The 25,913-nt window shown below is 62.4% G+C and carries 23 protein-coding genes; 7 read left to right on the forward strand and 16 right to left on the reverse strand.

Annotated elements, in window-relative coordinates; translation table 11 throughout:
- Window positions 1-98 precede the first annotated feature (98 nt).
- Window positions 99-239: a hypothetical protein gene (locus F3J17_RS36215; RefSeq protein WP_240160904.1), complete on the forward strand. Its 141-nt coding sequence runs from the start codon at window positions 99-101 to the stop codon at window positions 237-239.
- A gap of 70 nt (window positions 240-309) precedes the next feature.
- Here the strand turns inward: F3J17_RS36215 and F3J17_RS10770 are convergent, their stop codons facing one another.
- From F3J17_RS10770 to F3J17_RS10840, 15 genes are all read right to left on the reverse strand, one after another.
- Window positions 310-798 carry a hypothetical protein gene (locus F3J17_RS10770; RefSeq protein ID WP_167057271.1) on the reverse strand — a complete coding sequence of 163 codons (489 nt, stop codon included), beginning with the start codon at window positions 796-798 and terminating at the stop codon, window positions 310-312.
- A gap of 30 nt (window positions 799-828) precedes the next feature.
- On the reverse strand, window positions 829-2,133 hold the full coding sequence (locus F3J17_RS10775) for a caspase family protein (RefSeq protein ID WP_167057274.1): 1,305 nt from the start codon (window positions 2,131-2,133) through the stop codon (window positions 829-831).
- Between the two features lie 193 nt (window positions 2,134-2,326).
- Window positions 2,327-3,136, reverse strand: coding sequence for a hypothetical protein (locus F3J17_RS10780; protein WP_167057277.1), 810 nt, complete (start codon window positions 3,134-3,136; stop codon window positions 2,327-2,329).
- Between the two features lie 95 nt (window positions 3,137-3,231).
- Complete coding sequence (locus F3J17_RS10785; RefSeq protein ID WP_167057281.1) at window positions 3,232-5,667, reverse strand: tetratricopeptide repeat protein; 2,436 nt, start codon at window positions 5,665-5,667, stop codon at window positions 3,232-3,234.
- A gap of 96 nt (window positions 5,668-5,763) precedes the next feature.
- Complete coding sequence (locus F3J17_RS10790) at window positions 5,764-7,479, reverse strand: SulP family inorganic anion transporter (protein WP_167057284.1); 1,716 nt, start codon at window positions 7,477-7,479, stop codon at window positions 5,764-5,766.
- Entirely contained in the window at window positions 7,480-7,866 is a 387-nt protein-coding gene (locus F3J17_RS10795; RefSeq protein WP_167057289.1) for a hypothetical protein, read from the reverse strand.
- 26 nt (window positions 7,867-7,892) lie between these two features.
- Window positions 7,893-8,570, reverse strand: a complete 678-nt coding sequence (locus F3J17_RS10800; protein WP_167057293.1) for a hypothetical protein — start codon at window positions 8,568-8,570, stop codon at window positions 7,893-7,895.
- Window positions 8,563-8,745 (reverse strand): hypothetical protein, encoded by a 183-nt coding sequence (locus tag F3J17_RS10805; protein WP_103704897.1) that lies wholly within the window; start codon window positions 8,743-8,745, stop codon window positions 8,563-8,565. The genes F3J17_RS10800 and F3J17_RS10805 overlap by 8 nt, the downstream gene beginning before the upstream one ends.
- Before the next feature lie 21 nt (window positions 8,746-8,766).
- A complete protein-coding gene (locus tag F3J17_RS10810; RefSeq protein WP_167057297.1) occupies window positions 8,767-9,471 on the reverse strand; it encodes a hypothetical protein in 705 nt (234 codons plus the stop codon).
- A 61-nt stretch (window positions 9,472-9,532) separates the two neighbouring features.
- Window positions 9,533-11,314 carry a zinc ribbon domain-containing protein gene (locus F3J17_RS10815; protein WP_167057302.1) on the reverse strand — a complete coding sequence of 594 codons (1,782 nt, stop codon included), beginning with the start codon at window positions 11,312-11,314 and terminating at the stop codon, window positions 9,533-9,535.
- Window positions 11,315-11,332: 18 nt separating this feature from the next.
- A complete protein-coding gene (locus F3J17_RS10820) occupies window positions 11,333-12,964 on the reverse strand; it encodes a hypothetical protein (protein WP_205194724.1) in 1,632 nt (543 codons plus the stop codon).
- A gap of 104 nt (window positions 12,965-13,068) precedes the next feature.
- Window positions 13,069-14,235 carry a zinc ribbon domain-containing protein gene (locus F3J17_RS10825; protein WP_167057308.1) on the reverse strand — a complete coding sequence of 389 codons (1,167 nt, stop codon included), beginning with the start codon at window positions 14,233-14,235 and terminating at the stop codon, window positions 13,069-13,071.
- Complete coding sequence (locus F3J17_RS10830) at window positions 14,235-15,374, reverse strand: zinc ribbon domain-containing protein (RefSeq protein WP_167057310.1); 1,140 nt, start codon at window positions 15,372-15,374, stop codon at window positions 14,235-14,237. The genes F3J17_RS10825 and F3J17_RS10830 overlap by 1 nt, the downstream gene beginning before the upstream one ends.
- A 467-nt stretch (window positions 15,375-15,841) precedes the next feature.
- Window positions 15,842-16,495 carry a hypothetical protein gene (locus F3J17_RS10835; protein ID WP_167057313.1) on the reverse strand — a complete coding sequence of 218 codons (654 nt, stop codon included), beginning with the start codon at window positions 16,493-16,495 and terminating at the stop codon, window positions 15,842-15,844.
- The gene (locus F3J17_RS10840; RefSeq protein WP_167057316.1) at window positions 16,495-16,923 is read right to left on the reverse strand and encodes a hypothetical protein; all 429 of its coding nucleotides are present in this window, start codon (window positions 16,921-16,923) and stop codon (window positions 16,495-16,497) included. The genes F3J17_RS10835 and F3J17_RS10840 overlap by 1 nt, the downstream gene beginning before the upstream one ends.
- A 463-nt stretch (window positions 16,924-17,386) precedes the next feature.
- Between F3J17_RS10840 and F3J17_RS10845 the strand changes: the two genes are divergently transcribed.
- The 3 genes from F3J17_RS10845 (at window position 17,387) to F3J17_RS10855 (ending at window position 20,994) form a co-directional block, all read left to right on the forward strand.
- Window positions 17,387-18,589 carry a caspase family protein gene (locus tag F3J17_RS10845; protein ID WP_167057318.1) on the forward strand — a complete coding sequence of 401 codons (1,203 nt, stop codon included), beginning with the start codon at window positions 17,387-17,389 and terminating at the stop codon, window positions 18,587-18,589.
- Window positions 18,590-18,733: 144 nt separating this feature from the next.
- Window positions 18,734-19,552 (forward strand): hypothetical protein, encoded by an 819-nt coding sequence (locus tag F3J17_RS10850; RefSeq protein WP_167057321.1) that lies wholly within the window; start codon window positions 18,734-18,736, stop codon window positions 19,550-19,552.
- Window positions 19,553-19,710: 158 nt separating this feature from the next.
- Window positions 19,711-20,994: a hypothetical protein gene (locus tag F3J17_RS10855; RefSeq protein ID WP_167057323.1), complete on the forward strand. Its 1,284-nt coding sequence runs from the start codon at window positions 19,711-19,713 to the stop codon at window positions 20,992-20,994.
- Window positions 20,995-21,759: 765 nt separating this feature from the next.
- Here the strand turns inward: F3J17_RS10855 and F3J17_RS10865 are convergent.
- Window positions 21,760-22,494, reverse strand: a complete 735-nt coding sequence (locus F3J17_RS10865; protein ID WP_167057326.1) for a hypothetical protein — start codon at window positions 22,492-22,494, stop codon at window positions 21,760-21,762.
- 772 nt (window positions 22,495-23,266) lie between these two features.
- On the opposite strand from F3J17_RS10865, the gene F3J17_RS10870 reads away from it, so the two are divergent.
- The 3 genes from F3J17_RS10870 (at window position 23,267) to F3J17_RS10880 (ending at window position 25,632) form a co-directional block, all read left to right on the forward strand.
- A complete protein-coding gene (locus F3J17_RS10870; RefSeq protein ID WP_167057329.1) occupies window positions 23,267-23,974 on the forward strand; it encodes a putative type VI secretion system effector in 708 nt (235 codons plus the stop codon).
- 74 nt (window positions 23,975-24,048) lie between these two features.
- Window positions 24,049-24,762, forward strand: a complete 714-nt coding sequence (locus tag F3J17_RS10875; RefSeq protein WP_167057332.1) for an Imm52 family immunity protein — start codon at window positions 24,049-24,051, stop codon at window positions 24,760-24,762.
- 156 nt (window positions 24,763-24,918) lie between these two features.
- Entirely contained in the window at window positions 24,919-25,632 is a 714-nt protein-coding gene (locus F3J17_RS10880) for a hypothetical protein (RefSeq protein WP_167057335.1), read from the forward strand.
- The last annotated feature ends 281 nt before the right edge of the window (window positions 25,633-25,913 follow it).

Genomic DNA, 25,913 nt, shown 5'->3' on the forward strand with positions numbered 1-25,913 from the left:
GAATTACGAAGTGGCACCGTCGATTTTCGAGCATCTTCGCACCGCTGCCAACCGCCAGGAAGTGGCCAGAAGCGTCCGGCACTATAAGTACCGCGCGCATGGAAGAGGCTGGTCTGGACGGCGTGGAAGTGCTGGCGGGCGCGGGCTATCTGTTCTCGCAGTTCTTTTCGCCGGTGCTCAACCAGCGTACCGACGTCTACGGCGGCAGCTTCGAAAACCGCATCCGGGCGCTGCTCTAAACGCTTCGACCGCGTCGCAATACTCGTGCGCAGCTGAATGCGGTCAAAAACAGAAAAATGGGCTGGAAAATCAACGCAGCAGTATGCATCGGCATGCCATGCCGCTTGCTGCGCCGATGGCGACCAATTCGATCACGGGCACAAGCGGTATGTGGCTGATTGATGCGAGTGATAGAGGAGAGCACGTCGAAATGACGCAGTGGTATGCAAAAAGCACCAACCACCCCATCGAAGCGAAGCCGGTGCCAAGAGCGATGAAGGCCGCCCGGCGTTGGATCATCCTCTTCTGAATCGCAATGATGCACAAAGCATAGATCGGCGACAAGAGCGGTGCGAGCACGGCGAGGGAGACGATGCCTGCGACCAACAATGGAAAGAGGAATGTCGCTGCGAAAAGATGGTGATCGCGTGAGGGCGTGTAGCCGTTCTCAATCAACCATGTCACACAAGTCATTGTGGCGATCACCAGGCTTGCGGCAAGGAATGCGGCGACATACGCCACAGTTGCGCGCCATGGCGTGATGCGTGGATCGACGTGTTGTGACATACGGTTCGTCATCCTGAGCAGTCTCCTTTCACCGCCGCCTCTTTAGTGCGCTACATCCGTGAGTTCGAATTTTCTACCATATATTTGATGGTAAAGCGCCTGATAACGCGCGACGCCGTCTGCGTCGTTGATTTGCGCGAGTAGAGGAATCAGCCTGTCCAGCGCTCGGGCGTAGCCGTCGTCCACTGCACGTCGCAAGAAGAGCGAAGCCGTATAGAGACGTTCAGGCGAGTCGCTGTCGTCAAGGATGAAATTGCCATACAGAGCTTCGGCCAGCGGATAGTGCCTTCCTGCCGCGTACACAGCGTACTCGATGGAGAGTGCATGCGACATGTACCAAACCGGGTCAGGCTCGCCTGGCATACGCATGTGGGTTGCCGTCGCAATCGCCGTTTGCGCGAATAGATCGCCTCCCTCAGCCTGAGCATGGACCTTGTTGGCAAAGTTAGTGTCGGTCCAGATCAGCGGAAGCCATTTCAGCATCTGGTCAAGCTCCGAGTCCCAGCGCGTGCTCTCGGTGACGGGGTTGTCAGGCGGCGGACGCCTGCTCACGCTCCAGTTCATCGCGCCCGTGTCTGAGTCTGAATCGGAGGCCTGGCCACCACGAGCGAGAACGCCGGAAAGCACGGGCGGAAGTAGCGCGCGATCGGCTACCGGCGATGCGGCGTCAGCTAGCCGAAGCTCTCCGATCAAACCATCATTGAACCACGGGCGTTGCGTATCCGCGGTGGCCGCCGAAACCATGATCTGTGTGTGACGCAAGACAGTGAGGATTTCGCCCCCGCTGCGCAACTGCTGGCTCAGGTAGTAACTGAACGGACTGTGCTCGTAGTGCTTACCGCCAAGCCAGAATGTATCGAGCGCCGAGCCGCCCGGTTGTGTAGCAAAGGCAATCAGCTCGCCGCGGGCTGCATCGACGGATTTCAAGGTTTGCCTCGTGGCGCCGCGTACAGCCGCGGTGCGGCAGGTATCGAGAAACATGACGAGCGCGCGTGGCGCACTGCGGTTCGCGGCACTGCGGATATAGCGCAACGGCACGCCGTAGCGCGCGAGATCGCTTCTCGTCACGCTGCCTACCGGCACGGGCAGATCGACCGGGATCAGGTAATTCTCCCCACCGTTCTCGAAACCGTGGCCCGCGTAGTAAATCAATGCAATCGACGCGCTTTTAGCGCTGGCGCCAAAGCGATCGACGGCGTCGAGCATCTGCGCACGTGTCTGATCGGTTTCCAGATCGACTGTGAAGCCTGTCGCTCGCAGCGTGTCCGCGACGAGACGCGCATCCGCGACGGGCGAGCCAAGGCGATCGACCCCGCTGTAAAGCGCGTTGCCGATAACCAGCGCCACGCGGGGCGCTGCGAGGGGAAGCGCCGCGGTCGTGCCAGCGGACTGAGCATTCGCCAACGCGCTTGCGAGCAACATCAAACCCAGCGCGGCGAATCTGGGTGCACGACGGCCCCAGGCGGAAAAACTCGCTACTGGTCGTGTCAGCCTGCTGCTAGAACGCATATCTACCCCTGGCAAGATCGACAGCGCGACATCAATGCGAATCGTCGAGATCGATATGTACCGGCTTGCGGTTGGCGCTGTCCGCCGTGGAGATTTTCTGTGGTGCGCCAACCACCGTCGCGCCGGACAACGGGTGGTCGTCGCCTGAAATGCCGATGCCGGCTGGCGCCGCTCCGGAACTAGCGGTGCTGATGGCACTGTCGGTCTTGTGGCGCGGCGTCGTGCGATGCTGGCTGACTCCGGACGCGTGTGCCCTGGAGACGCCTCCTGATCGCACTTCGCGCACCTCCCGCACGGCAAGCACCGGAACGGTCGCAGGCACGATGCCGCTAACCACCGTCGTGTCCGTCATGCTCCAGTAGCGCGCATTGAGGGATTTTTGCTGAATGCCCAGCAAATGACCGTCCTCCATCGTGAAACTCACGGGTGTTCCGCAGTCGACCGGAAGATCGTAGTGATCGACTTCGTGCTGCTTGACGAGCAGGGTGCGATAGACGTATTGGCACGATGGGCGCGGAATACGTAACGTCACGTAGGTTTCGTTGTTGGCGCTCAGCACGCTATCGACCAGCACGCCGTCGGTGTGCGCCACGTCGAAAATGGCCTGTCGATCGTAAAGCTTGATCTGGTAGCGGCCATCGAGCGTGCGGCGTAGAACGGCGTTGCCGAAAGCCATCTGGAACGGAGAAACCTTTTTCGCGGTTAGCTCATCGGCGTCAAGGTACAAAGCGCCGTGTGAATCGACGGCGCAGCCCGTCAACGCCAACGTGCCGGCCAACAGCACAGGCGAAAACACAGCCGAGTACCACCCCGTGTGGCGAGTGCGCATCAATGCATTCATATCGGGTTCAATAGACCTCAGTGTTTCAAGGCCGGAAGCGGTCCGATTACTCCAGATTGCCGCTGCGGCATTTTCCCAGCGCGCATGCGCTTTCATCAGACGGGAGGATGTCCCTGCGCCACGGCACGAATGGCGCGCGCTTCGCCCTGTGCCGCGGCCTGTTTCCATAGACGCATGGCTTCTTCGCGATCCGCTTGCGGCATGCCATAGCCATACCAGTCCATCAGACCGAGGTTATACATATCCACCGCCTGCCCGGCGTTCGCGCTTAAGGCAAACCACTTGCGCGCTTCGCCGAGATTTTGTGGAACGGCGCGTCCGCTGCCATAAATCATCCCCAGCAGATGCATCGCATCCGTATTGCCGAGATTGGCGGCGCTGTTCAGCGCAGGCAGCCCGTTGCGCATATCCGGCTTGTGATGCCAGTCCGACGTCAACAGCTCGCCAGCGGCTTCGAGCGAGACCGGGTCGCCCGGGTTCGCCTGGACGCCGCGTTGTGCCCACTGCAACGCCTGCGCGCGAAGCTGCGGTGTTTCGTGGGCGAGCGAGTGATGATCGTCGTCGTACATCAACGAGACCGCGTAAGGACCGAACGCCTCAGTTTTGCCAGCTTCGGCCTGCTGGCGCAACATGGCGCGCGCCTGGGCGTTCTGGCCTTGCCGGCGCAATGCCATCGCCGCCGCGACCTCGGCGCTCTGCGCAGTCGTGGGCGCGGGGGGCACACCGGCCTGCATCGAAGTGGCCGGCGGCGTGAGCGCGTTTCCCCATAAGCCATGCAAGGGAAACAGCAGCAGCAATGCGGAGACAGCCGCCAGCGGAGCGCCTATCAAGGTTTGCGCGAAGCGATGTTTGCGGCCTTTCAATACGAGATTCAGCGCTCGCTCGCCCTGTTGTTCTCCGCCCAGTGTTTTCGCCAGCAGTGCACTGACACGGCGCTTGAAGACCAGCCCGGCGACGGGTATCGAAGCAAGCGCCGTCAGCGCGGCCCAGCCGCCGCCTGCCAGCACGCCAACGCCAATCCCGGGTGCCGCCACGATCAGCGGAATACGCCATGCCAGCCGTTTCGCTTCCCGCGTATAGATCTGCCGAAGCGCGGCGAGCATGGAGTCGTGCACCTGCGCGACGTATTCGGCCGAGGTCAGGACATGCAGCGTGTCCAGCGCTGCGCCTGCTAGCGTGGCTTCGACGATCTCGGTGTTGATCTCCGACTGGACCATCTGATGCAGCGGATTGGCGAGTGTCTGCACCGAGGTCGCAAAAATTCCCTCGCCGCTCGCAATCACCAGCGCATTGCGCAAGGCCTCAAGATCGGTGCGCAACAAGGTTTCGACCATATTGTCGAGATCGAGCCACTCGAGCGCCTGACCGTAAGCGACAAGGTGATAGTCGCGTTGATTGCAGACCGCATCCAGATGCGCGATCCGCAGAGTGGCGGCGTAATTTGCAGTGACCGCTCGCGGGTAGGCGTCGTGATCGAGGCCAATGCATGTCAGCGTTAGTCCGGCGGACTGTGCGGCCACACCATGCAGGCCCAGTTTCGCTTCGATTTCGGTGGCCCGAGGATCGATTTCGTCAGCGAACGACAGCCTGTATTCCTGTGAGCCGTGCACATCTGTCCACGCGCAGGTGCCTGTTTTTCCGGAGCCCTGGCAGGGGCCGCAGACGATATTGCCCGAGCCTTGACAGGGACCGCAGACGAGTCGGCCCGTCGCGCTGCAGGTCCTGCAGGATACGCGCGAGGTGCCGTTGCATTGGCCGCAGGTGACCTTGCCATAGAGGCAGCCGTAAGCCGTGCAGGGATGAGTTTCGTATCGTGTCTGGTAGCGGCTTTCACTGCGCGAGATGCCGTCCGGTCCCGTGACCGTGATGTAAGTCGTGTAGCCCACCTCACGCGAGACGGAACCGGAGCCGTTGCAGTTGGAGCAGGACTTTTTGCCGAAGAGGCAGCCCAACGAACTGCAGGCCGTCTCGCGCGTGCCGGAGCAGGTGTGGCAGGTGTTGTAGCCGTTGCCATAGCATCTTGAGCAACGATTCTTGCCGCGACCGAGGCAGCCCGTGCAGGTATTCAGGTTCCAGAACCGGCCAGCGTGCCCGAGATAGAGGCTGTCTTCGGACGCGAAGTCGTACGCCGTGCCTGAGCGCTTGAGCGCGGCGCCCAGCGATTCCTTCGCAAGACGCAGACGATCTGCGACTTGCGCGGCGGCGTGCTTGTACGGCTGATCGCTCTTCTGATCGTTACGGGACGAAGGCACGAAGTGCCCGGTGATGTCGATCGACTTCGTGCGCGCATTGAGCGTGTGACGGACCTCGACTGTAAGCGCCTGATCGACGGTGTGTTCCGCCACGCAGTCAACGTCCTCGGGCGTGAAGCGCGTGCTGGCGCTGATCAACGCGCGGATCTTGCCGCGCATCGTCCCCACTTCCTGTGCGCCTTGCGCAAGGGCGGGATCCATGGCGGCCTCGACGCCCTTAGTCTCCATCGCGACGGTATGGCCGTCCGTGGCGTCTCGCTGACCGTCCAATGTGCTCATCGACCTCTTCCCTGTTTATTTGTTTATTGATTGATCTGCGTTGCGCGGTCTCGCTTTGCCTGCCCCTGGTTCCCCGTCGAGGCAGGCTGGGCATCGTCAGCGGGCGTGCAGGGCGTTGTCGGTGTCGCCCGCGTGACTCAAGCCGCTGTCCGTGCCGACGAAGGACGCGGGTGGCGCCTGGTCGCCACGGATTGCGGCAAACGTCGCGCTCACGGGTGTTGTCGGTTTGAGCCGGTAATGCACGGCGACGCCCCGTGCGCGCAAGAGCGCTTCGAATTGAATCAGGGCTTTGCAGGCCGACAGATCGATTCGTCGCAATTCGCGCAGGTCGAATTCGATCGTCTTGCAATCCGCTTCGGTCACGACATGGGCGAGCAGGGGTTCGCAGATCCGGCGATCGACGACATGGCCGAGCAATGCGCCGCCGAGCACGACATCGATGCGCGAAGCGTGTGCGGTGATCCGCGCGTCGAGGCCGCGCGGCGCCCAGAGCAGCGGCACCAACCCCAGCACGCAGCCTGCGGCGAACCCGTCGCTGGGTTCGCCCGTCACGATGGTGATGAGCGCAACCGTCACGAAGAGCCACATCGCCGCCGCGATGACATGGCGCGGCTGCATGGCGGAAAAGGTCAGACGCGTGATGAGTTTCGACCAGTCGTCGAGCATGTCGAGCGCCATCGCGATCATGACGGCGGCTGCCGCGAGTTTGGGCACGCAGGCGAGCAGCCGTGCGCCGAAGAAGATCAGGGCGAGCGTTAGCAGGGCGTGCAGGATCGCGGTCCAGCGCGTGCGCGCACCGGCGGCGAGCGCCATGTTCGAGCGCGTGAGCGAGCCGACGACCGGCAGCAGACCCGCGCCCGCGCACAGCAGGTTGAGCAGGCCGTGTATCAGCAGGTCGCGGTTGGGCTTGGCGCGCGCATGCGTGGCGGATTCGAGGTTGGAAATCGCAATCAGCGTGTCGAGCGAGGCGAGCACGCCAATTAGTGCACCATAGACGCCGATCTGCGCGAGTAGCGCGCCGTCTAGCAGAGAGAACGTGTGCGTCCAGCGTTCCACGGCGCCTGCGCCGATCCCGCCTGGATCGAAGCCGCTGATGCCAAGCGTGCGGCAATCGGCTGCGGGCGGGGTGATGCCCACCACCGCGTAATAGGCGGCGCTGGCGGCCAGCAGCGTCCAGAACAGCGACAGGCCCTTGGGCAGGCGGTATCCGCGTCTTGCAGCGATGCCCACGCCAGCGGTCCACCCGAAGTGCGCCGCGAGGCCCGCTGCGATCACGATCAGCGTGGGCGGCCATTCGAGCGAGCAGTGCGTGATTGTCTGCACCTGACTTTCGATGGCGAGGGCGGCCGCGCCGAATAGCAGCCCGGAGAACACCGGTGCGGGCACCATGCGCGCGAGCGTGCCCGCCTTGAACGCGGCGAGCAGCAGCTGCGTGATGGCCGCAGTGGCCACCGCGAGCGCAGCGCAGCCGAGCAGGGCGGGCAAGCCGTGCGCAGCCAGCCGGGGTTGCACGACGAGCGTCGCGAGCAGATTGGAAAACAGTACCGTGGCGGCGACGCGCGGTCCTGAGATGAGCGGCTGGATCGAGCCGCCCAGCGCGATGCCGATCAGTCCCACCACGGCGCTCAGGACGCCCATCATCGCGCCGAGCGCAACGGCCTGGCTACCCGGCAGGCTGGAGGTCGCCTGGGTGCCGAGGCCGATGTATTCGGCGCATGAAGCGACGGTCAGCAGAATCGCCGCGAGCAGTTCTGGCACGATGCGCGAAGCCAGCGACGGCGCGCTGCGCGGCGAGGCGGTGGGCGTGCCCATTTAGTTCGTCCTGCACGCGGTCTGGGGCCGCACGTCGTCGATCACCGCCGATTCGCGCAGCGCGGCGGCGATCTGTGCGAGCGGCAGCGTGTCGGGCAGGCGCACGAGGTACGCGCTGTTTTCGTCCGGCCCGTATACGATGGTCGCGCCGTACTGGGTCAGCAACAGGGTGATATCGCGCTCCGTGGCCGTGCGCCTGAAGGTCAGCGCGAGCGTGCTGCACGCGCTCGCGCTGCCGACCCCGCGCGTCGCGGCGACGCCCGCTGTGGAAGCGTGCAGTTGCCCGACACCCTTGAGAAAACCGGCGAGCATGCCGGCTTCGAGCAGTATGAACACGAGAACGAAGGCGCTGCGCCGGCTCAGGTATTCGGACAGTTGGGTCAGCATGCGGGTCCTGGCGTGCTCGGGCGGGTTCAGGGAATAGAACGGTTCACAGCAGCATCAGCGGGATGAGCGCCGACGACCGCGGCGGTATGAACCGCATGGATCGGAATCTGGCCGAGCACCGCGTCGTGGGCGTTGGCGGCAAGCAGCCGGGGCAGGTTCCATTCACAGGTGGGAAACATGCCAAGCGGGCAGTTGCTGCACGGGTCGGCGGTGCGCCGGTTGCGCCATGCCAGCAGCAGCTTGAGCATCGCGCCGAACGCAAACAGCACCGCCGCCTTGAACAGCCAGAGCGGGGCGAAATAGCACACGCAGAACAGCCCGCTCGCCAGATAACTGCCACTCGCGAATCCCAGCAAGCTGCGCGCGAACATCTTGAAGCGTTTCGCCTGCCAGAGCGGCTGGAGTGCGGTCGGCACGAGCAGCAGCAGGTGAAAGACGATCCACTGCGCCATCGACCAGCTTTGCCAACTGATCGCACAGGCTGCGGCAATGCCGAGCGGCGCACCGAGTGCGACGCAGGTGCAGCCAAGGCACAGAGGCCTCCCGAACGGCCGTACCAGGTGATGATCGTGGCGCTCGCAATGCGGGTGATGCGCCCAGCGCAACATGCCGGAGCCGGGCGCGAGCCGCTTGATTTCACCGGGCGAAGGCATCGGCACGAAGTTCTCGCCCAGACCTCCGAGGCCGTTGTGAGGCTTACTCATTGCGACGGAACACCATCACGAGCACGCTTTTCGAGCCACCGCAGGTGGCCGTCGAAGACTGGTAGACCTGCACCAGCCAGTAGCCTTCGGCGGCCATGCGGTTGGCGTGGCGTTCGCAGGAAGCGGTGTCGTACGGCTTGCCGCAGGCGCCTTCGATGGTGATGAACTTGTACATGAGATTCTCTGGTGAGATGGATCAGTTGACGGCGCGTGTGGCGAGCATCGCGTAGGTGTGGGTGTCGGGATTGCTCGCGACGACCTGCAGATCGACCTTGCGTTCTGCGACCTGGACGCCGTTGACGTACAACGTCGACTTGACCGGGTAGGCGCCCTGCGGCACGCCTTGCGGCATCGGGATGGTGAAGCTGCTGCTGAACGCGCCCGCGCTGGCGGTCTGGTTGACCGGCTTGCGCACCGACTTGGCGATCGAGCCGTCGGGCTTGTAGATCGTGGCTTCTTCTTCGATGGTCGGGTCGGCGGCGTCGCGCTTGCCCTTCACGACCTCGATATAGGAATGCAGCGTCGCTTTCTCACCTGCCGAAATCGAAGCGGGCGTAAACGAGGTGTTGTACTTCACCACCGACGCCTGCTCGGGCAGGCGGCCGCCGTGTCCCGCCTGATAGTCGGCCTGGGCCTGCTGGGCCGTCTTGATCTGCTTCGCTTCGTAGTCCACCGCCGCGCAGATCAGTGCCGCAATGCCCGCGCCGATCGCCGCACCGGCAGCGCGATTGCCGCCGGCGACCAGCGCGCCGACGGCAGCGCCGCCCACGCCCGCGATCAGCGGATTGCAGGAAATACTGGCGAATTTCGCCTTCGCGTCGTTCATGTCGGCGCAACCGGCCAGCACGGCGGCGAGCGTGACGCCCGCGATCAGCCGCTTCGAAACATAGATCACTTCCATTGCTTCCTCGGAGTTTCGGTCAATCGGAATCGTTCAATCGGAAAAGATGGCGGGATGCCGCTTAGTGAACTTGCGTCCCGCAGTTGTCGCAAAAGCGCGAATCGGCTTCGAGCGCCTCGCCACATGCGCGGCACGCTGCGTTCGTGTGGGTGCCGTGCTGAGCGGCGCTCTGCCCGCCGAGCATGTCGCGCATCTGCGGCGACAACAAATGCTCGGTCTCGCCTTCGCCGACACGGTTGAGCGCATTGGCCATGGCGATCTTTTCGATATCGCGCTGCGATGTCGGCGCGATAACGATGGTTTGCTGCTGGGCGCACTGTTCGATGAGCTGGCGGATTTCGCGTGCCTCGTCGGGCAGGCCGCGCATACCGACGATCATGCGGCGGTGGTCGCGGCCAAAGGTCACCGAATCGATTTCGGCCACCCACACGCGCACCGACATGTCATGCACCGCGATCACGTCGCTTTCGGTGCGCACGCGGTCGCTGAACTGCGCGCCGAGGTTCATGCGCGAGCGCTGGAAATTGCCGTCGAACTGCACCCAGACGAGTTTCGAGAGAAAGTCGAAGCGGGCCCACAGCATGTGTCCCGCGCGCAGACAGAACGCGCCGACCGCGAGCATTGCGCTGCCGAAGGTCGCCCAGCCGAGTGCGGCCGACTGCACGTCAGCGGGCGAGGCCGCGAATGCCGTGGCGAACCACAGCAGGCAGATCACGGCGATGCCGATCAGCGCCACGCCAAACGTGTTCAGGCTGACCAGCCAGCGGTAGCGCGGCTCGGTAAAGGCGCGCTTGAGGTCCACACGGCGCATGTCTTCGCGCGGCAGCGGTTGGGTTTCCTCGAATAGCTGGCCGGTGAACTGGCCAGACTGTCCCGCCACCGACGGCGTGTGGCGCGCATAACGGCGGTTCGGAATCTGCTCGACCCAACGCCGTTGCAGATGGCGCTCCAGTTCATCGAGAAGCTGCTTGGGCTGGCCGTTCATCGACACCGTGGCGATCTCGCTGCCCATGCTTGTACGCGGCGTGACCACGGTCTGACGCACGAGCGCGATGAAGAACAGCACGACGGCCACGCCCGCGCAGATCAGCAGTGCGAACGTCTGCGTAGTCAGTGGCAGCCAGCTCAGATCGGGCAGATGTGTGGAGACGAGCGGCACCACGATCGGCGCGAACACCGCCACTAGCAGCAGGCCGATCAGTCCCGCCGGGCTGAGCGACGTGCTGGCCTGGTTGCCTTGCTCCATCGGCTTGAGCAGCAAAAAGAACGCGAAGCCGAAAAACAGCAGTGCGACCCAGGCGCGATCGGATGGATTGTCGAAGCCCACCGCCGCGATGATGAAACTCAGGAAGGTGGCCGCGAGCGCGAGGCCCGACTGGAACTGCAACTGCGCCAGGCGACGGATCGGAATCGGCGCATAGATGAGGGCCGGGATGAGCGAATACAGCAGGCCATTCAACGCGCCTTTGGGTTCCTCGAACCACAGCGCGCCCGAGCGCATGCGGCTTTGCAGCTCCGCTGCGCCTTTCGTGTTGCCGTCCTGGTTGCTCGCCTGGATCTCGTCGCTCAGGCCGAGTGGCTGGCCGCGCCCGAAGTAAAAGCGCAGCTGCATCATGCCGATGCGGGCGTAATTGATGCCGCTGCCGAGCAGGAAAATACCCATCGCGAGCGGCAGGAAAGCCCACAGACCGTGATGGGCCGCCAGGTTATGGCGGCTCAGCAGCAATGCCACGATGCCGCCGAGAAACAGCAGCGCGGCAGCGGCGAAGCGGAACCAGTTCTCGACACGGAACGGATTCGGCAGGTTGAGGCGGTCGCCTTCTGAACTGAATTCAAACGACATGGAGAGCTCCGCGGGCCGTCATTCGATCGACATGTTGTTGAGCGCGCTTTGCTGGGCCGCCTTGGCGCGCTTGCGCAGCGAAAGGGCCTGCGCGTTGTGCGGATCGAGGCGCAGCACGGCATCGGCATTCGAGATCGCACAGTCGAACTTCTTGCTGCTGAAGCAGCCGTTGCCGTCCGAGAGATTGCCTGCGATGGCCGCGCGAATGGTGGCGTTTTCGCCGCTATTGGCGTCGGCGGGCGGCGTGCTCTTTTTGGGCTTCTCACGCACGTGGGGCGTGGGCGCGACCGGTTCCGGCGCTGCATTTTGGGCCGCTGCTGGCGGTTGCTGCGTTTGTTGCTGCTGCGGTTGTGCTTGCGGTGCTGGTACCGGTGCTGGCGGCTCAGCCTGGGGTTGCGGCTGGGTTTGCGGCCGCGCGTCGATGATGGTCGCCCCCGAGGATGCGGCGCTCGTTTCGCTCGCCGTGATTGCCGGCGTGTCGGACGCCGTTGCGTCCAGCGCCGCACCCAGCGACGCAGCGGGCATCGATGCGGGCACTGCCGCTGGCGCGTCCGATGCCGCTTCAATAAACGGAGGCGCAGACGCGGCGGGCGGGGCGCTCGCCGCGATGTTTTCAGACGAGGCCGGCGCGTGATGCGAGCGCATCATGAAGCCCGCGCCCACTGCCACGCCCACGGCGACCACGGCTGCGCTGCCAATGATCCACAGCTTCTTGCCGCCGCCCGGTGTAGCGGGCAAGGGGGGCGTCGCAGCAGTAGCATGACCGCTTTTATCGGCGGTGTTCGCGCTTGTCGTGTCCGGGCTTTGCTTCGTCTCGGCATGCGTTGCAGGCTCTTGCTCGTGCGGGGCGTCGCGTTCAATCGTCGGCTGAGGGGCGGCCTGCGGGTCCGGTTGCGGCTCCGTCGTTACCGGCGAAACGGTTTCAGCGACGGCGCTTTCAGCGGTAGACACGGCTTCTGGGATCGCAACAAGGGCGGCTTCGGTGCGTGTCTCGTCGGTTGCGTCCGCAACGACTGGCGCTTGCGGTACTTCCGCGGACGTCTCGCTGGCATCCACGGGCACCCATCGGGGCGGCTCTGCGGGCGCTTCTTCGACTTGTGCCGCAGCATTGAAATCGAATCGGCAGCCGCGGCAAAAGCGCTTGCCCGGGGTGCGCGCGGTCGCGCATTGCGGACAGACTTCGGTGGCCTGCACATCGTCCGCGACAGGCGCATCGGGGACGTCCGCGACGAACGCCGCATGCGCCGAAGGCGTGGCGCTTTCGGCGAACGTAGCCGGTGCTTCGTCGATGGTCACCAGTTCGGGTTCAGTTGCAAGCGGGGCAGTCGGGCGGCTCTCTTCACGGGCCAGCTCGACGGGTTCGGGCGGCGTTTGCGGTGCCGGCGCTGCCGCAAGTGACGGCGCAGTCTGATCGAGCGCCGTGAAGTCGAAACGACACTGGCGGCAAAAGCGCTTGCCCGGCACGCGTGCGGTTGCGCATTGCGGGCACGCCTGCGCCGTGGCGGCAATGGCTGCGGCCGTCTGCAGCGGATTATTCAGACCGGCGTCAGCCGTCGGGGTAGTGGCGAACGCCGGTTGTTCCACGGGCGCGGCGGCCTCGCGATTCAGGTCCGGTGCGGTGGGCACCGCGGCGGCGCGCGGCATGCCCATGCCGCATTGCTTGCAAAACTTCGCGCTCGGGCTATTCGAAAAGCCGCATTTCTGACAACGCATGCTAGGTCTCTGTGGTCGTGGTGGCTGGAGGGGCGTGCTCGCTAGTCGACGCGATGCAGACGCTCGCTGCCGAAGCCCAGGGAAAATTCTAGGGTGTCGTGGTCGATCACTTTGACGAGGGCGAAGTTCGCGCCATCGTGCTTCAGATAAAACTGTTTGCTGTCCTGCTTGTCGGCGACGTATTCGACCGTCGTTGTATTGCCTTCGAAGGTGGCGCTGTCGCGCGTGAATTCGATCACGCTGCTGACGGTGTTCCCCTCGCGCCATTTACCGACATAGGGGGGCTGAGAACCGAACAGGCCGGACACCGCGGTGGCAATCTTGCTGAAGAGGCCCCCGTGCGAGTGGCTCTCGCTGCGCGCGCGGCCTTGCATCCCGCCTTGCAGGCTGTTGAGCAGCGCGAGTTCGTCGTTCGCGCTCGTGCCGTTGTCGATCTGCCAGCCGTGATCGCCCTTGACCAGCGAAACGTAGGTGGTCTTAGGCAGATTGGCGAAGCTATTGGGCTCGGCGCGCTGGGCTTCCGGCGTCTGGGTCCAGGCGTCTGCGTTGCGATAGGTGTAGCCGTAGCTGCCTTGCGTGTGCCAGCGTTCGCCAATCTTGACCGGTTTGGTGAATTCAACGGAGGTCACCGTGAGTCCATCGGCGAAACAGAGCTTGCCGTCGCGGATTTTCTTTTCGCCCAGCGCCGTGTGCGAAAACTGCTGGCCGCCGCCGAACATGAACGCGTTGGTAACCGGCTGCGGCGGCCCGTAGATGCCCGCTCTGGATAACACCTGCAGCCATTGCAGCGTGTTCGCATCGAAGCCGCCCACTACGACCGGGTTCTTGCCGTAGGGGAAATTGCTCAGACACGTTGCGCTCGCAACTTTTGTCTTGTCGGCGTTCAGCAGATCGGTGAGATCGGACGCGGAGGGCGTGGAAGGCGGCATCGCCAGAAATGCGGCCACGCCGCCGGCGACCAGCAGCACGGCCACGCCCACGCCGCTCCACAAGCCCACCTTGCGCCAGTTGATGTCGAGCGGGACAGCGGCGGGCGCGACTGCGGCGCCAGCGGACCCAGGCCGAGGGGTGCCGGAGGCGGCTGTCGTGGCGTGGGCGGCAGAGGCAACATTGGCGGCACGACGAGCCTGAACCGGCGCACCGCATTCATCGCAGAAGCGCGCATCCGGATCGAGCTTGCTGCCGCATTTGACGCAAAAGCGTGCCATTACGCGCCCCCGGGAAGGTCAGCGCCACATTCGCCGCAGAATGCATCTTCCGGCTCGGCGCCCGCGCCGCATGCCTTGCAGGCGCGCGACGCTGCATGGTGTTCATGCGCCAGCACCGCCGGTGCGGGCGGCGTGAACGACTGGGGCGCGAGCGGCGAGCGCGGCGCGGGAGAAGCAGGGGCATCGTCCGTAGCGGGCGGCACGGCGTGCGCACCGGCGAGGTTCAGGAAGATGTTGCAGATGCCGGCCAGATAGACGAGCAGCGGGAACGTGTAGGCCAGCGCGCCGAGGATGCCGACGCCGACGAAGGTCGCGAGCAGATAGCCGCTCATGCCGCCGCCCATTCCGCCCATGCCACCAAAGCCGCCAAAACCGAAGCCCGAATAGAGCGACAGGAGACTGCCGCCAAAGCCGATGATGCCGCTTGCGAGCGCCGCCACGAATGCGGAACCGCCGAACACGATGGTCGAGGCGATGAAGGCGACGATGCCCACCACGAAAAGCAGGACCATCTGCTGCACGATCGGCGGTAGCAGGCGGCCGATGTTGAATGCACCGCGGTTCATGCCGAGCGTGCCGAGCGCCGCGCGCACGCCGTAGCCTTCCCAGAAGGCCGGCGCGGCGAGCGGGTTCACGACGAACATGAAACTGAACCACAGGATGCCGCCGATCACCGAAGCGATCGGATAAACAACCGTATAAAGCAGCGGGCCGAGGAACGGAATCTTGCAGATGAACAGCACGATTGCGAGCACGATCATGAAGGCGAGGAACACGGCGATTTCGATCAGGAAGATCGCCGCAAGCCGGGGCAGCGTCAGCAGGCCCGCGATAAGCGCGTCGCGTGCGCCCAGCGTGGGGCGGCCCTGGATCTGGTCCATCAGCGTCTTGCCTGCCGCCGACACACCAGTCGCGACAAGAATCGTGGCCGCCAGCGAACCGATGAAGGAGAACAGGCCGCCGATGACGAATGCGCCGTTGCTGGCGAGCGTTCCGGCAATGCCAATAAAGATGCCTGCCACCACGAGCGCCGCGACGGCGCAGGCGATAAAGAGCAGAAAGGCGCGTGTATTGCGTGCAGCATCCACGGCTTCGAGAACGACGAGCGATCCGCGGATCGCGTCTTTGGAAGATGACATTGTTTCCCCGACAAGCAGATTCGAAAGCAGGCTTGATAACCCGTCAGATAAAGCGATAGCGCGCCTTGAGCGCGAACGCTAAAGCGTGTTTACGGTTGTTATTGCAAGAAACTTAATGCGCGTCTAAAGCGCCATCTCCGGATGGCAGCCAGATCGGTCCGAATAGACGCATAAAAAATGGCAATAGAATGACACCGCTGCATCGAATGGGCCGAGCAATGGCATTGAATACCCCGTTTCCACTTCTTTTGGTCCCCCTTGTTATGCGGCATGCATTGAACAATGGCCGCCCGGGTTTTGTCATTTTAAATCCTGATTGTGTATCCGATTCTATGTCGCTATCAAAATGTACGAAAGTGGCGTAACGAAAAAGTCCCGGGCGGGTGAGCTTCATGGTGATCCCAAAGGTTGTCTTCCATGAAGCTATTCGTAGCCACCCGCGAATTTGTTCGCTCGCCGTGCTGTGCTTATTGCGCGGTGCAGCCCGGCGGCATGTCCGCGTGCGTAGCGATTTGTTGCAGCAGTGCGTCGCTCAATGCGGCTTTCTGGCTCGCAGCATCGGCGAACGCGATATTCACGCGGCCCGACGCGTCCGGACCGCCCGCGAAGGTTGCGCCATAGAGCAACATCCAGCGGCGCAGATCGCTCATGCGCGCGGTGTCGCGCAGATCGACCCAGACCGTCAGGCAGGACGGGGCGGCGCCACGGTAGGCGCTGGCCGGGGGCGCGCCCGATTCCTGTGTCTTGTCGTGCGTCGAGAGCAGGCCGATCACGCCTGATTGCACCAGAACGATGGCAATCAGCGCCGGCTGCAGCACATTGGCGTGCTCGCGCAGCCAGCGCGCGGCGCGGGCGAGCCAGCCGTGCGGCGTGGAGGCGGACGCAGCCTCGGGCGCCGGGCCGAGCCGCTCCTGCAGGTTTGCGAATGCGCGCTCGGACGTTTCGTCGACATAGTGTTGTTGCTGCACGTCGGCAAGCGCCTGCAGCCAGTGCAGTTCGTCGCGCAGCGCCGCGTCGTGAGCCAGGCGCTCAGCGAAGGCGCGCCGCCCGGCAGGCGAGAGTTCGCCGCGCAGCCAGGCAAGCGCGAGTTCGGTTGGGGCCGCGTCGGAGGGCTCGCTCATCAGGTTTCCTGTGCGCCCTGGCGAGCGCAGTCGATCAGCATGGCCTTGGTCTCCGACACACGCCGGCGTACCGCCACCGCTGAGGACGAACCCACCCGCGCCTGTATCTCGACGTCGGTGTACCCACGCAAGGCGAGGGCGATCGTCTGGCGGGCCAGCACCGTCAGTTTCTCCATGCAGCGCGCCAGAATGCGCGCGCGGCGCATCTGTTCGTGATTGTCTTCCGGCGTCGGGAACGGATCGGCGTCAGGCCAGGCGGTGTCGTGCGCCGTATCGGACTTGCCGGAGAGGCCGTCCGCGTCGTCGTCAAACGGCACTTCGCGGTCTTCCTGTTTGCCGCGTTCGCGCAGGCGGTCAAGCAGCTTGAAGCGGGCCGAGCCGATCAGATAAGCGGCCAGCGCGGTTTCGAAGGCGAGCGGATCGTTCACGAGTTGCGGTGTGACGCTGAATTCGCCTTTATTCTGAATGAATAAGGCAACGAAGGCATCGTTAAGCGATTCGTCGATTTCCGAGTCGTATGCCCATGAATATCCACGCCGCGCCAGGCGATGAAAATCGCGGCGCAACTTGTCATAAAAGCGCCGGAATCGTGCCGGTTGGCGGCGCAGGCGCTCTATCCCTTCACGAACAGCACGGTCCATCGGATTGGCGAATAAGATTCCGTTGAATTTTTCAGCGCGGCGATTAAAAGACGCCTGAAAGACGCGAAGCGTAGCAGAATGTCAGAATATTTGAAACCTTCACGACCCAATACGCATTAATCGCCGCATGCAGACTCCAACTCTGAGACGCAAGGATAATAGGCTGCTGAAAGGCGCGCTCGCAAACGTTTTAATTGGCGCATTTCTCACGATAATGGCGGGGAATACGCAGGCAGCACTCGCGCCCAAAATGGCGCTCGTGATCGGTAATGGCGCCTATCGCAATGGCGACAGGCTGCAGACACCGGCCGCCGACGCGCAACTGATTGCAGGGAGCCTGCAACGACTAGGTTTTCTGGTGCGTGTGCTGACCGATCGCTCGCGCGCCCAGATGCTGCAGGATGTTGACGGCTTCAGCGCCGATGCAAGCGGCGCACGCGTGGCGCTCGTCTACTACGCGGGGCACGGATTTGAATCGGACCAGAAGAACTTCCTGATGCCGGTCGATCTGCCCGCGAAACTCACGACACTTTCGGAGGTGCAACTGCGTGGCGCAGCTATTCCGCTGGAATATGTGATGACCACGGTCGAGCGTGCGCATCCGCAGGCGATGGTGGTGATGGTCGACGCTTGCCGTGACGAGCCGGGCCGGGGCGTGACGGCGGCGCGCGGCCTTGCCGCCGTGAACGCGCCGCGCGGAACACTTGTTGCGTTCTCAACGAGTCCGGGCGGCAAGGCTCTGGATACGATGCCCAATGTCGGCAAGCCGATCAACCACAGCCCGTTTAGTTACTACCTCAGCGAAAACCTCGTAGCGCCCGGCGCCACGCTGATCGACGCGCTGCAAAAGACGCAGGTTGCCGTTGCGGCCGCAACGGGTGAGGGGCAACGTCCGTGGTTTGTCAGCGGCCTGGTTGGGCAACTGGTGCTCGCCGAAACACCGGCAGCGGCGCCGCAGCCCAATCCCCAACTGTTCGCGCAGGCGGCCACTACGCGCGGCGCGGCCACGGCGGGGGCGAACGCCTCACGATCGCTGTGGGACAGTGAAGAGCAGAGCGTGAGCAACGCGGCGGCTACGCTTGACGTGTCTTCCTTCGCTTCGCTGCAGCGGCGCGCGGCGGCCGGCGATGCGCAGGCGCTGACGACGCTCGGGCTGGCCTACGAAGAAGGCCATTACGTGCGGGCCAACCCCGCACGGGCGATGCAGTACTACCAGCGCGCCGCGAATCAAGGCTACCCGATCGCGGCTACCCTGCTGGGCGAGCAGTATCTGGGCGGCAATGCCGCCACGCCCGTGGATCGCGCGCGGGCCGAACGCTGGCTGCGCTCGGCCGCCGACGCCGGGCATCAGCGCGCGCAGCTAGACCTGTTCCAGTTGCAGGCGCAGCGCGGCGACCCCGATGCCGCACGTGATCTGGCGAAGTCGATGGCGAAGATGTTCATGCCGCACTGAGCGGCGCAGTCGGATCGATCCGGGCGAACAAATCGTCGCCTTCCTGCGAATGAGTCTTCAAGGACGTGTTGCAACGACACGTACGTAGCCGCGGCGCATGCGCGCCGTGGCTTTCCTTGAACTCATTCGATAAGGATAACGACCATGGTTCCGTTCCGTCTTCGCCTGCTGTGCAGCGCGTTTGCCCTCTCCATCGCGCTGACTGCGTGCTCGCGGTCCTCGCAGCCGGAAGCTGCGCACAGCGCGGACAATGCGCCGGCTTCTTCGCCCCAACCGGCCGCCACCGGCACGAACGCTGCAGCAGCGCAGGCATTCGCCAGTCAGCGCGCGGATACGCCGCAGCCTGACGCAAGCGTGCCGCTTGCCAATTACACGCTCATCGACCAGAAAGCGCAGGGAACGCTCTGGCTTACGTATCTCGCGGTGGCATACGGCGGCCAGACGCTGAGCGACGAGGACAAACTCAACCTGCTGTCGCCGCGCTATTACAGCGAACCCGACGCATTCCGCAAGCACCAGATGGCAAGCGCCGAGCTTGCCGAAATCAATGCCAACCTGGCGCGCTACAAGGCGCAGCGCTACTACGCGCTCAAGCTGAACGACTATCTGGCGCGTGGCGTCGACATCACGCAGATGCTCACGGACGGCTACGACTTCGACAGCAAATCGTTTGCCGTCATGCGGCACAACTGCTGGAGCATGTCATACAGCACCGTGCAAAGCGTCACGCTGCATTTCACCGATACGAAGGCTGGCACATGTGCGATTCACGTCGCCGATGAAAACGTCGCGCGCACGATCGAGCAGGCGCGCGCGGGTTCGCGTTTGAACGCGCTCGGCGGCGTGGCCTATTTCTTCATCTCCGGCGTCGAGAACGGCAACAACGTCACCGCCCAGGTCACGCATGTCCGCTACGACGTCACCACGATGCAGCAGCAGGCGCTGGGTTCGTTCGACGAATAAGCGCGCGACGGTTGTGCGCCAAAACACCTGACTAGAAAGCGAACAAAAACAGTCTGGCTTGCGAATACAGGATTGAGCGCTTCACAGGAAGCGTGAAGCGCGCGATATCGGTTCGCGATCTGACCGAAAAAGAGAATCCATTACGAGAATCAGAAACGATGAAAACGACGATGAACTATCGGGCAGGGTGGGCGGCGCTGGCATTGACCTCGATGTTGACGGCGTGTGGCGGCGGTTCGGGTGGCGCGGGCAATCAAGGTAACGAAGGTTCGAATGGCAACAGCCAGCCGACGGTGGCCGCGCTTGCACCGCTGCCTGCAGGCAACACGTATATCGGCACTGTTAGTTTTGGCGATACGGTCAAGATCGCGCTGGATAGCCCTGCGAAGGGACAGTTGACCCTGAGCTTCGTGACTTCGCAATTCGGTCTCGCGGGCGCCGTGGTCGGCGCCTACACGCAAAACAATGGTGTACTGAGCGTATCGGGGCTGACGCCCGCGCAAGGCGCGGCGCTGTCCCAGGCGCAGGCGCAAGCGCTGCGCGTTTCGCTCGTCTTGAGCACGGCCGCCAATGGACAGGGCATGCTCAGCGGTACGATTGCGCAGGTGCCGAATCTGCTGGGAAGCGGCACGCTCGCTGGTCAATTTGCGTTGACGAATAGCGGCGTGAACAGCATCGCAGACCTTGCCGGTCAGTACAGCCTGGTTGGGCTCTCGGGCGACTACAGCGTGGAGGGTGTGCCGACGGGGGTGCAGGAACCCACAGCGGGTCAGGTGAATATCGACGCGAGCGGCGGGGCGCGATTCTGCCTGGGCCAGGCTTACTCGGCAAACTGCACGGATGTGGACGACACTCCAGGCGCGACGGCCCGCCTGACGGACGTGGCGAGTTTTACGCCGGACCCGGACCAGGCAACCTATCCCGGCGCGTTCGACATGATCGTTGGCGCTCAAACCGTGGGACGCGCATTCGTCGCGGTGCAGGGGGCGAACAAGACGCTGTTCATCGACCGCTTCGGCAAGTCGCCGGAAGGCACGCCGCGCACCGGTTCGATGGCGTTGACGACGACGCAGACGCTGACCGCGGGCGCTATCGATGGAACGTGGAGCTGCGCGGAGCCCGATACCGACGACAAGAATCATCTGCTGGGCGACGTGGCCGTCACGACTGTGCAGTTCAACGGTGCAACGGGGGCGGCCAACGGTCAGAGCACCATGCTCTCGCTGACGTACAACGCGGCTTTTGACTACGCGGCGGCATCGAAGTCGAACGCTGATCCGTCGGTGGCAACGGGTATCGGTGGTCTGATCGCGGGGCAGGTCGCGATGCCAGCCGGCGTTGCGGCATTGTCATTCCTGCCTGTGAGCGCCACGAAGATGTATTTTGTCGATGAACCGAACGGCTCGGGCTTCTTCGTGCAAGGCTTGTGTACGCGGAATTAAATTGCGATGTCCGTGTGTGTGCTCGACGTGCGTTTGACGTACGTCGAGCCTTGGTTGCCGAGGTTGAATGGCTTCGTTGGACGTAGGGCAAATTGAAACCGTCACTGGCGGATCCCGATGCGTTGGAACGTTGCGCCGATGAGTGACAGTTTCGCGCTCACTCTTTGTGAAATGAAAGCGCCGATTTGCATATGTCCGTAATCAGTTTGTCACTTCGCCCCGTGCCCACCGGTTCGAGGTCTTCAGCCCGAAGCCAAGCCGACGCTTGGCGCTCTTCCTGCTCTCGCTCGTTGACGAACCTGCTCTGCCAGTTCGAAGGGTTAAAGCGGCCGATCATGCAGCCGCGCGAATGTGGATCGACAACTGGCAGCGCATGTTGCCCTATGTCGTGGCTATTCGAGCGCTACCCAACATTGGGAGGCTGGCTGCTCCTGCAAGTCTGGCGACGTCGCATATCGCTTGAAGAGATCGACACAGAGGGCCGTTTGCGCGCGCGATTTCGTGGACTGCAGTCGGTGCATGAAGAATCTCTCAGGCAGTGCGGTGCAGTGGGCTTGACGGGTGCCGACTATCCGTTCAACACAGCGGGCCGTGCATTGATTGTTCCGGGTGCATGTGGGTGCATCCCTGGATTGGGAGGCGCCACAGAGAACTGGACTGGATCCGCCGCCGGATTGAACTACCCGGCGGCGAAACGTTGAATCCGGGCGGCCGAGGCCCGGACAACGAGCAGGACGTCTTGCCCACCTTAGGCCCACATCTAAGTTAGATGTGGCAGCAGACGATTGCAGGATTCTGATCGGCCATGTCACCGCAGAGCACTTCCCACGCCGGCTTGTTGTCGGGGTGGTCGGGTTGATAGGTCAGTGTGAGGAGATGTTCGCCCCACAACGTCAGACCGACATACCCGGCGGCGAAATTCTGCTCGCGAGATCGCCACGCCTGCAAAGTTGCGACGTGGTTACAACATGGGCATTGCACGGTCGTCTGCCCCTTGGACGGCACTGACGCCTTGCACCAGGTCGTAAGCACGTCGTCCAGCCGCTCGGTTTCGTCACCACCGAGTTCGATGTTCGTGTCGCAATGAGGGCAATCCACACGAAAGCCTCCCTCAAAATTAAAGAAGAGCCCTTCAGCGCTGGGCGTATCGATGGCGTCGGGCTGCAAGGTAAGAGCGCCCGTGGCGTCGCTTTGCCAGTGAAATCCCACGACATGAATTTCGATCCCCTTTACGACGGGACGGATATTCGAATTCACTAACGCGTCACGAGGCACGGTCGCGGAGTCCTCAGGTGGGGCAGTCGGCAGATCGTTGAGTCGATCAAAGCCTCGGTAGTCTCTTCGTACCGCGAATGCGGCCTCGGACAGGCAAATGTCCGAGCGAAGTGTGGGCAAGATCACGCCATGATCGACGAGGCGTCGGTAGCACTTAAACGCCACTTCGGCGGCTGCATCCCATGACACTTTGGTGTCTACCAGGGAGGTATTGCGGTCACCCATCACATTTCCTTAAAAGAGTCGGCAGCCAGACTCGGTTAAGCGATTGTCGACAACCTTAATTTTCGTCCTTGAAACTATCCAGGCCGTTCGGCACTTGACGACGCAATGTCAGTCTGCGCTAGACAGGAAATCATCCATTTTGCACGTCCGCGTCACAGTCCTCTTTCGGCAACTCGAGGATCGTATCAGTCTCCTTCGTTTCCGTGGATTGCTGTGGACATCAGGCAGGTCTCTTGGTCACTAGTAGAAGCACACGGCTCGCCCGGAGATCGCCGCATGATGCGGGTCGAGCAATAGCGCTCTTCAAGAGCCTTAGTTGGAGTTGGAAACGAGTGCGCGCGTGAAGACGTAGCGACGGGTTACATTGGCTCGATACTGCTCCGGTAGCGATGAGAACGCGTGAAATATGCCCGTGCGCACGCCAAGTGATGCTGCCCAGTTGGTATAGCGCCGGATGTCCGTGGGGGTTTCATTGCCCCGTCGCTGTACGAACAGCGGCCCCAGTCTGGCATGCAGGTTAGCCGGTTGCGTAGAATGGGACTGCGGTAGCCCTGCAAAGGCGCGTCGGACTGTTACGACCGGAATCCGAAAGGCGCTGGCACCAGTGTCAAGCTGCCGTCGAAATCGTAACGAACGTGGAACATCGCAGCGCTACGCTGCATGTGCCCGTGGACGCGACTGCTCCGTGAATGTGCATATTTGAATGGCTGGACGTGCGCTCCCTGAACGGGGCAGCATACTGTTGATCATTCGACAGGAACAATCAGATCAGATGGATCGAACCAGACTTTTGCGCGGACGCTTGAGCAAGCTGCGGCGAACCAAGGTCACGCGCGATTTCATGTGCAGCGAGAATCAGCGTATTGCTACAAACATCGGTTCTGTGGCCCTCGGATTGTCGGGGATGACCGCGCTGTCCGTTGGTCTTGCGGTTTCGGCCGGTCACAGCGACGAAGAGGTCGACAAGGTCGAATTCGATATCGAGGACGTGCATGTGGAAGGATGGCTCTGGCGATGCCCTTTCCTTGAGAACGAAGAAGTGGAGGTCGTGGCCGAGCTGTCTGGGTCCGGCGCGACCTGTTTTGCTGTACGACGCGTGGAGGACGGGCTGATCGCAGTCTATCCGCATTGCACGAGCGGTCAGCGCGCTTATCTGAAGACTGTATTGAAGGTATGCCTGTCTTTCCTGCTGCCCTGGATCGCCGTCAGTGCGTACCTGTTCTTTGTGAAGGCTCCGTTGTTGACGCTGCCACAGCGGTTTTTCTATCTTGGCGTGGCAGCGCTGATTCCCGCGCTTTTTCTACTCTTTTTTGCCGTCTCTGGTTATCGGAAGGATCGCTCGTTCATCGCATTGTCGGAGCAGATTTTCACGACTTTCGGCTGGGAGGATGTATCGGGCATCAACTTGAAGAAGACATCAAGGGGTAAGCGGCGACCAAACGATGGTCCAGGTTACGGTCTGTGGATTTTTCGCCTTTGAAGCTGGGGAGCCAGCGTGACGTAGGGAGTATCGATTTCGACAGATCCGAAGCCTAAGATTCAGGATGAGAAGCTATGGAGCACGCAGAAAAAAGCAGTTGCGGTTTTGAATTTAGACTTGTCATCCGTCATGACCCACTCCGAATGCCGCCAGCCGCACAACGGTGCGAAGAATTGGGAAGATTCGCCAGGTTATTGGAGAATTTCGGTCTAGGCATGAGCCAGTGGTTCGTGAGCGGCGATTCGACTGTGCCTGCATTCGACTCGAAAGGTCCCACCGTCGCGTTTATTCAGTCTGCTGCCGACGATCCCGAATCGCCAATTCAGTTTGCCGACGTGTGGAACGGCCTGGAGGGAAAGGGCGCAGCCGGCCTGATGTTGAAGTATAGAAAACGTCGATGGTCTGGTTTTGACTTTCGCGCAGTGGAGATTTCCGGCCTGGATTTTTACGAAAATGTGGCGGACCTTGTTGAGGGCGCGCTTGGAATCTGGCCCGCTCTCCTCGTAGAAGTCGCGCCTTACGCATACTCCGCGAGTGAGAAGGTTTTCCCCGATCGCCCCGGCGTTGGCTGGATGATCTATCTGCCGAAGCGGATCGAGTCCTCGCGGGTACCTGAGGCAAGCATGATTCGCCATGCTAAGGACGTGAGTGGAAATTTGGGAACCATTATTGTCAGCGAAATCGACGGTTATTTCGACGTGAGCAATCGAGCACACGTTAAAGCGGCAAACGATATTGAAATCCGGCTTGCTGACCAGGATCTGTTGCCGCTATACGTCGAACTTTGAGGGCATCGGAAATCGATCCTCGCACCCCACTTCAATCGGGATTTCAATTCCGGCGTTAGGCACTCCTGCCGGGATTTCGATGTCGGGCGGATTTCAGCCGTGCCGACCGGGGTGAGTCGTTACAATGCTGCGGCGAGCTTCCATCGACAGCATCGAATGCAAAATACTCTGACCTCCTTTTTCTGGAGCGGCGACGCCATCCGCAGTCGCCGCGTAAGTGACATCGTTTTATCCGGAACGCTCGATCTGCCGGCGCCGTCTACGACCGTGCTTGCGGATTGGCAAAGAGAGACAGAAGTGCGGCTCGCGCTGGAACCTGGGGACGTCGAGGTGATGCCCTTGGCGCGCACGCAAATGCGCTGGCCGGACTACAGGCGCTGCGTGCAGGCGGTATCCGAGTGGATCGGCGCGCTGGGACTGCCCATAGTGATTGCAGATTGCGACATGGCGCTGATGGCCTGTCGTGGCGCAAGGTATCACCATGATGGCGAACAATACGGCGGTGCCGCTTTCTGCAATCTCTTCCTGAGTGAGGATAAGGGTCTGGACTTGCACTTTCCCTTTACGGGCCAACGCATTCCCCTCAAGCGGGGAACCGCCGTGATTTTCGACCCGGTTCAACCCCACGGCGTCATTCAGCGCAGTAGCGACAGTTTCTCTGCGGCCGAATTCGCCCCGGGTCAGGATTTCGACCAGATTTTCCTGACGTGGGAGCTTCCCATAGAAGACGCCAATATTGCCAGCGCGCTGAAGGTCGTTTTCGATATTGCTCCCGCGATATCGCTGCAACTCGATAAAGAGCAAGTCTGGTTCAATGGCTCACCAGCCGCCGTGTGCTCGCAATCGGGTCGCTTGCTTGGCGTTGGCTAGCATTGCAGTCACGGCCCAGTACCGTGCACAGAAACGCGAAGTACGCGACTTGTAGCTGATCCTGAAAGCTGCCGAATTTCAGCAATTGCCCAACTTGTGAGGGCGCGGTCTGGGTCGAACCGACGTTTGATGTCCGGGCGAGTATCAAGGCGCTTGACTCGCATTGGTCGTCGGCGCTCATCGTATTGCGGCAACGCCGATTGCACGTGATCGATCAGTTCAATTCAGAAACAGCGAAGCAGCACTCGTCATTTCTTTGGGAAGCCAGGCAGGGCAGACTG

This window comes from Burkholderia sp. Ax-1719, assembly GCF_011753055.1.
Taxonomy (GTDB): Bacteria; Pseudomonadota; Gammaproteobacteria; order Burkholderiales; family Burkholderiaceae; genus Paraburkholderia.

Coding starts and splice junctions, on each gene's coding strand:
- F3J17_RS36215 (WP_240160904.1), top strand. CDS start 99: ATGGAAGAGGCTGGTCTGGACGGCGTGGAAGTGCTGGCGGGCGCGGGC.
- F3J17_RS10770 (WP_167057271.1), bottom strand. CDS start 798: ATGACGAACCGTATGTCACAACACGTCGATCCACGCATCACGCCATGG.
- F3J17_RS10780 (WP_167057277.1), bottom strand. CDS start 3,136: ATGAATGCATTGATGCGCACTCGCCACACGGGGTGGTACTCGGCTGTG.
- F3J17_RS10785 (WP_167057281.1), bottom strand. CDS start 5,667: ATGAGCACATTGGACGGTCAGCGAGACGCCACGGACGGCCATACCGTC.
- F3J17_RS10790 (WP_167057284.1), bottom strand. CDS start 7,479: ATGGGCACGCCCACCGCCTCGCCGCGCAGCGCGCCGTCGCTGGCTTCG.
- F3J17_RS10795 (WP_167057289.1), bottom strand. CDS start 7,866: ATGCTGACCCAACTGTCCGAATACCTGAGCCGGCGCAGCGCCTTCGTT.
- F3J17_RS10800 (WP_167057293.1), bottom strand. CDS start 8,570: ATGAGTAAGCCTCACAACGGCCTCGGAGGTCTGGGCGAGAACTTCGTG.
- F3J17_RS10805 (WP_103704897.1), bottom strand. CDS start 8,745: ATGTACAAGTTCATCACCATCGAAGGCGCCTGCGGCAAGCCGTACGAC.
- F3J17_RS10810 (WP_167057297.1), bottom strand. CDS start 9,471: ATGGAAGTGATCTATGTTTCGAAGCGGCTGATCGCGGGCGTCACGCTC.
- F3J17_RS10815 (WP_167057302.1), bottom strand. CDS start 11,314: ATGTCGTTTGAATTCAGTTCAGAAGGCGACCGCCTCAACCTGCCGAAT.
- F3J17_RS10820 (WP_205194724.1), bottom strand. CDS start 12,964: ATGGGCATGCCGCGCGCCGCCGCGGTGCCCACCGCACCGGACCTGAAT.
- F3J17_RS10825 (WP_167057308.1), bottom strand. CDS start 14,235: ATGGCACGCTTTTGCGTCAAATGCGGCAGCAAGCTCGATCCGGATGCG.
- F3J17_RS10830 (WP_167057310.1), bottom strand. CDS start 15,374: ATGTCATCTTCCAAAGACGCGATCCGCGGATCGCTCGTCGTTCTCGAA.
- F3J17_RS10835 (WP_167057313.1), bottom strand. CDS start 16,495: ATGAGCGAGCCCTCCGACGCGGCCCCAACCGAACTCGCGCTTGCCTGG.
- F3J17_RS10845 (WP_167057318.1), top strand. CDS start 17,387: ATGGCGCTCGTGATCGGTAATGGCGCCTATCGCAATGGCGACAGGCTG.
- F3J17_RS10850 (WP_167057321.1), top strand. CDS start 18,734: ATGGTTCCGTTCCGTCTTCGCCTGCTGTGCAGCGCGTTTGCCCTCTCC.
- F3J17_RS10855 (WP_167057323.1), top strand. CDS start 19,711: ATGAAAACGACGATGAACTATCGGGCAGGGTGGGCGGCGCTGGCATTG.
- F3J17_RS10865 (WP_167057326.1), bottom strand. CDS start 22,494: ATGGGTGACCGCAATACCTCCCTGGTAGACACCAAAGTGTCATGGGAT.
- F3J17_RS10870 (WP_167057329.1), top strand. CDS start 23,267: ATGGATCGAACCAGACTTTTGCGCGGACGCTTGAGCAAGCTGCGGCGA.
- F3J17_RS10875 (WP_167057332.1), top strand. CDS start 24,049: ATGGAGCACGCAGAAAAAAGCAGTTGCGGTTTTGAATTTAGACTTGTC.
- F3J17_RS10880 (WP_167057335.1), top strand. CDS start 24,919: ATGCAAAATACTCTGACCTCCTTTTTCTGGAGCGGCGACGCCATCCGC.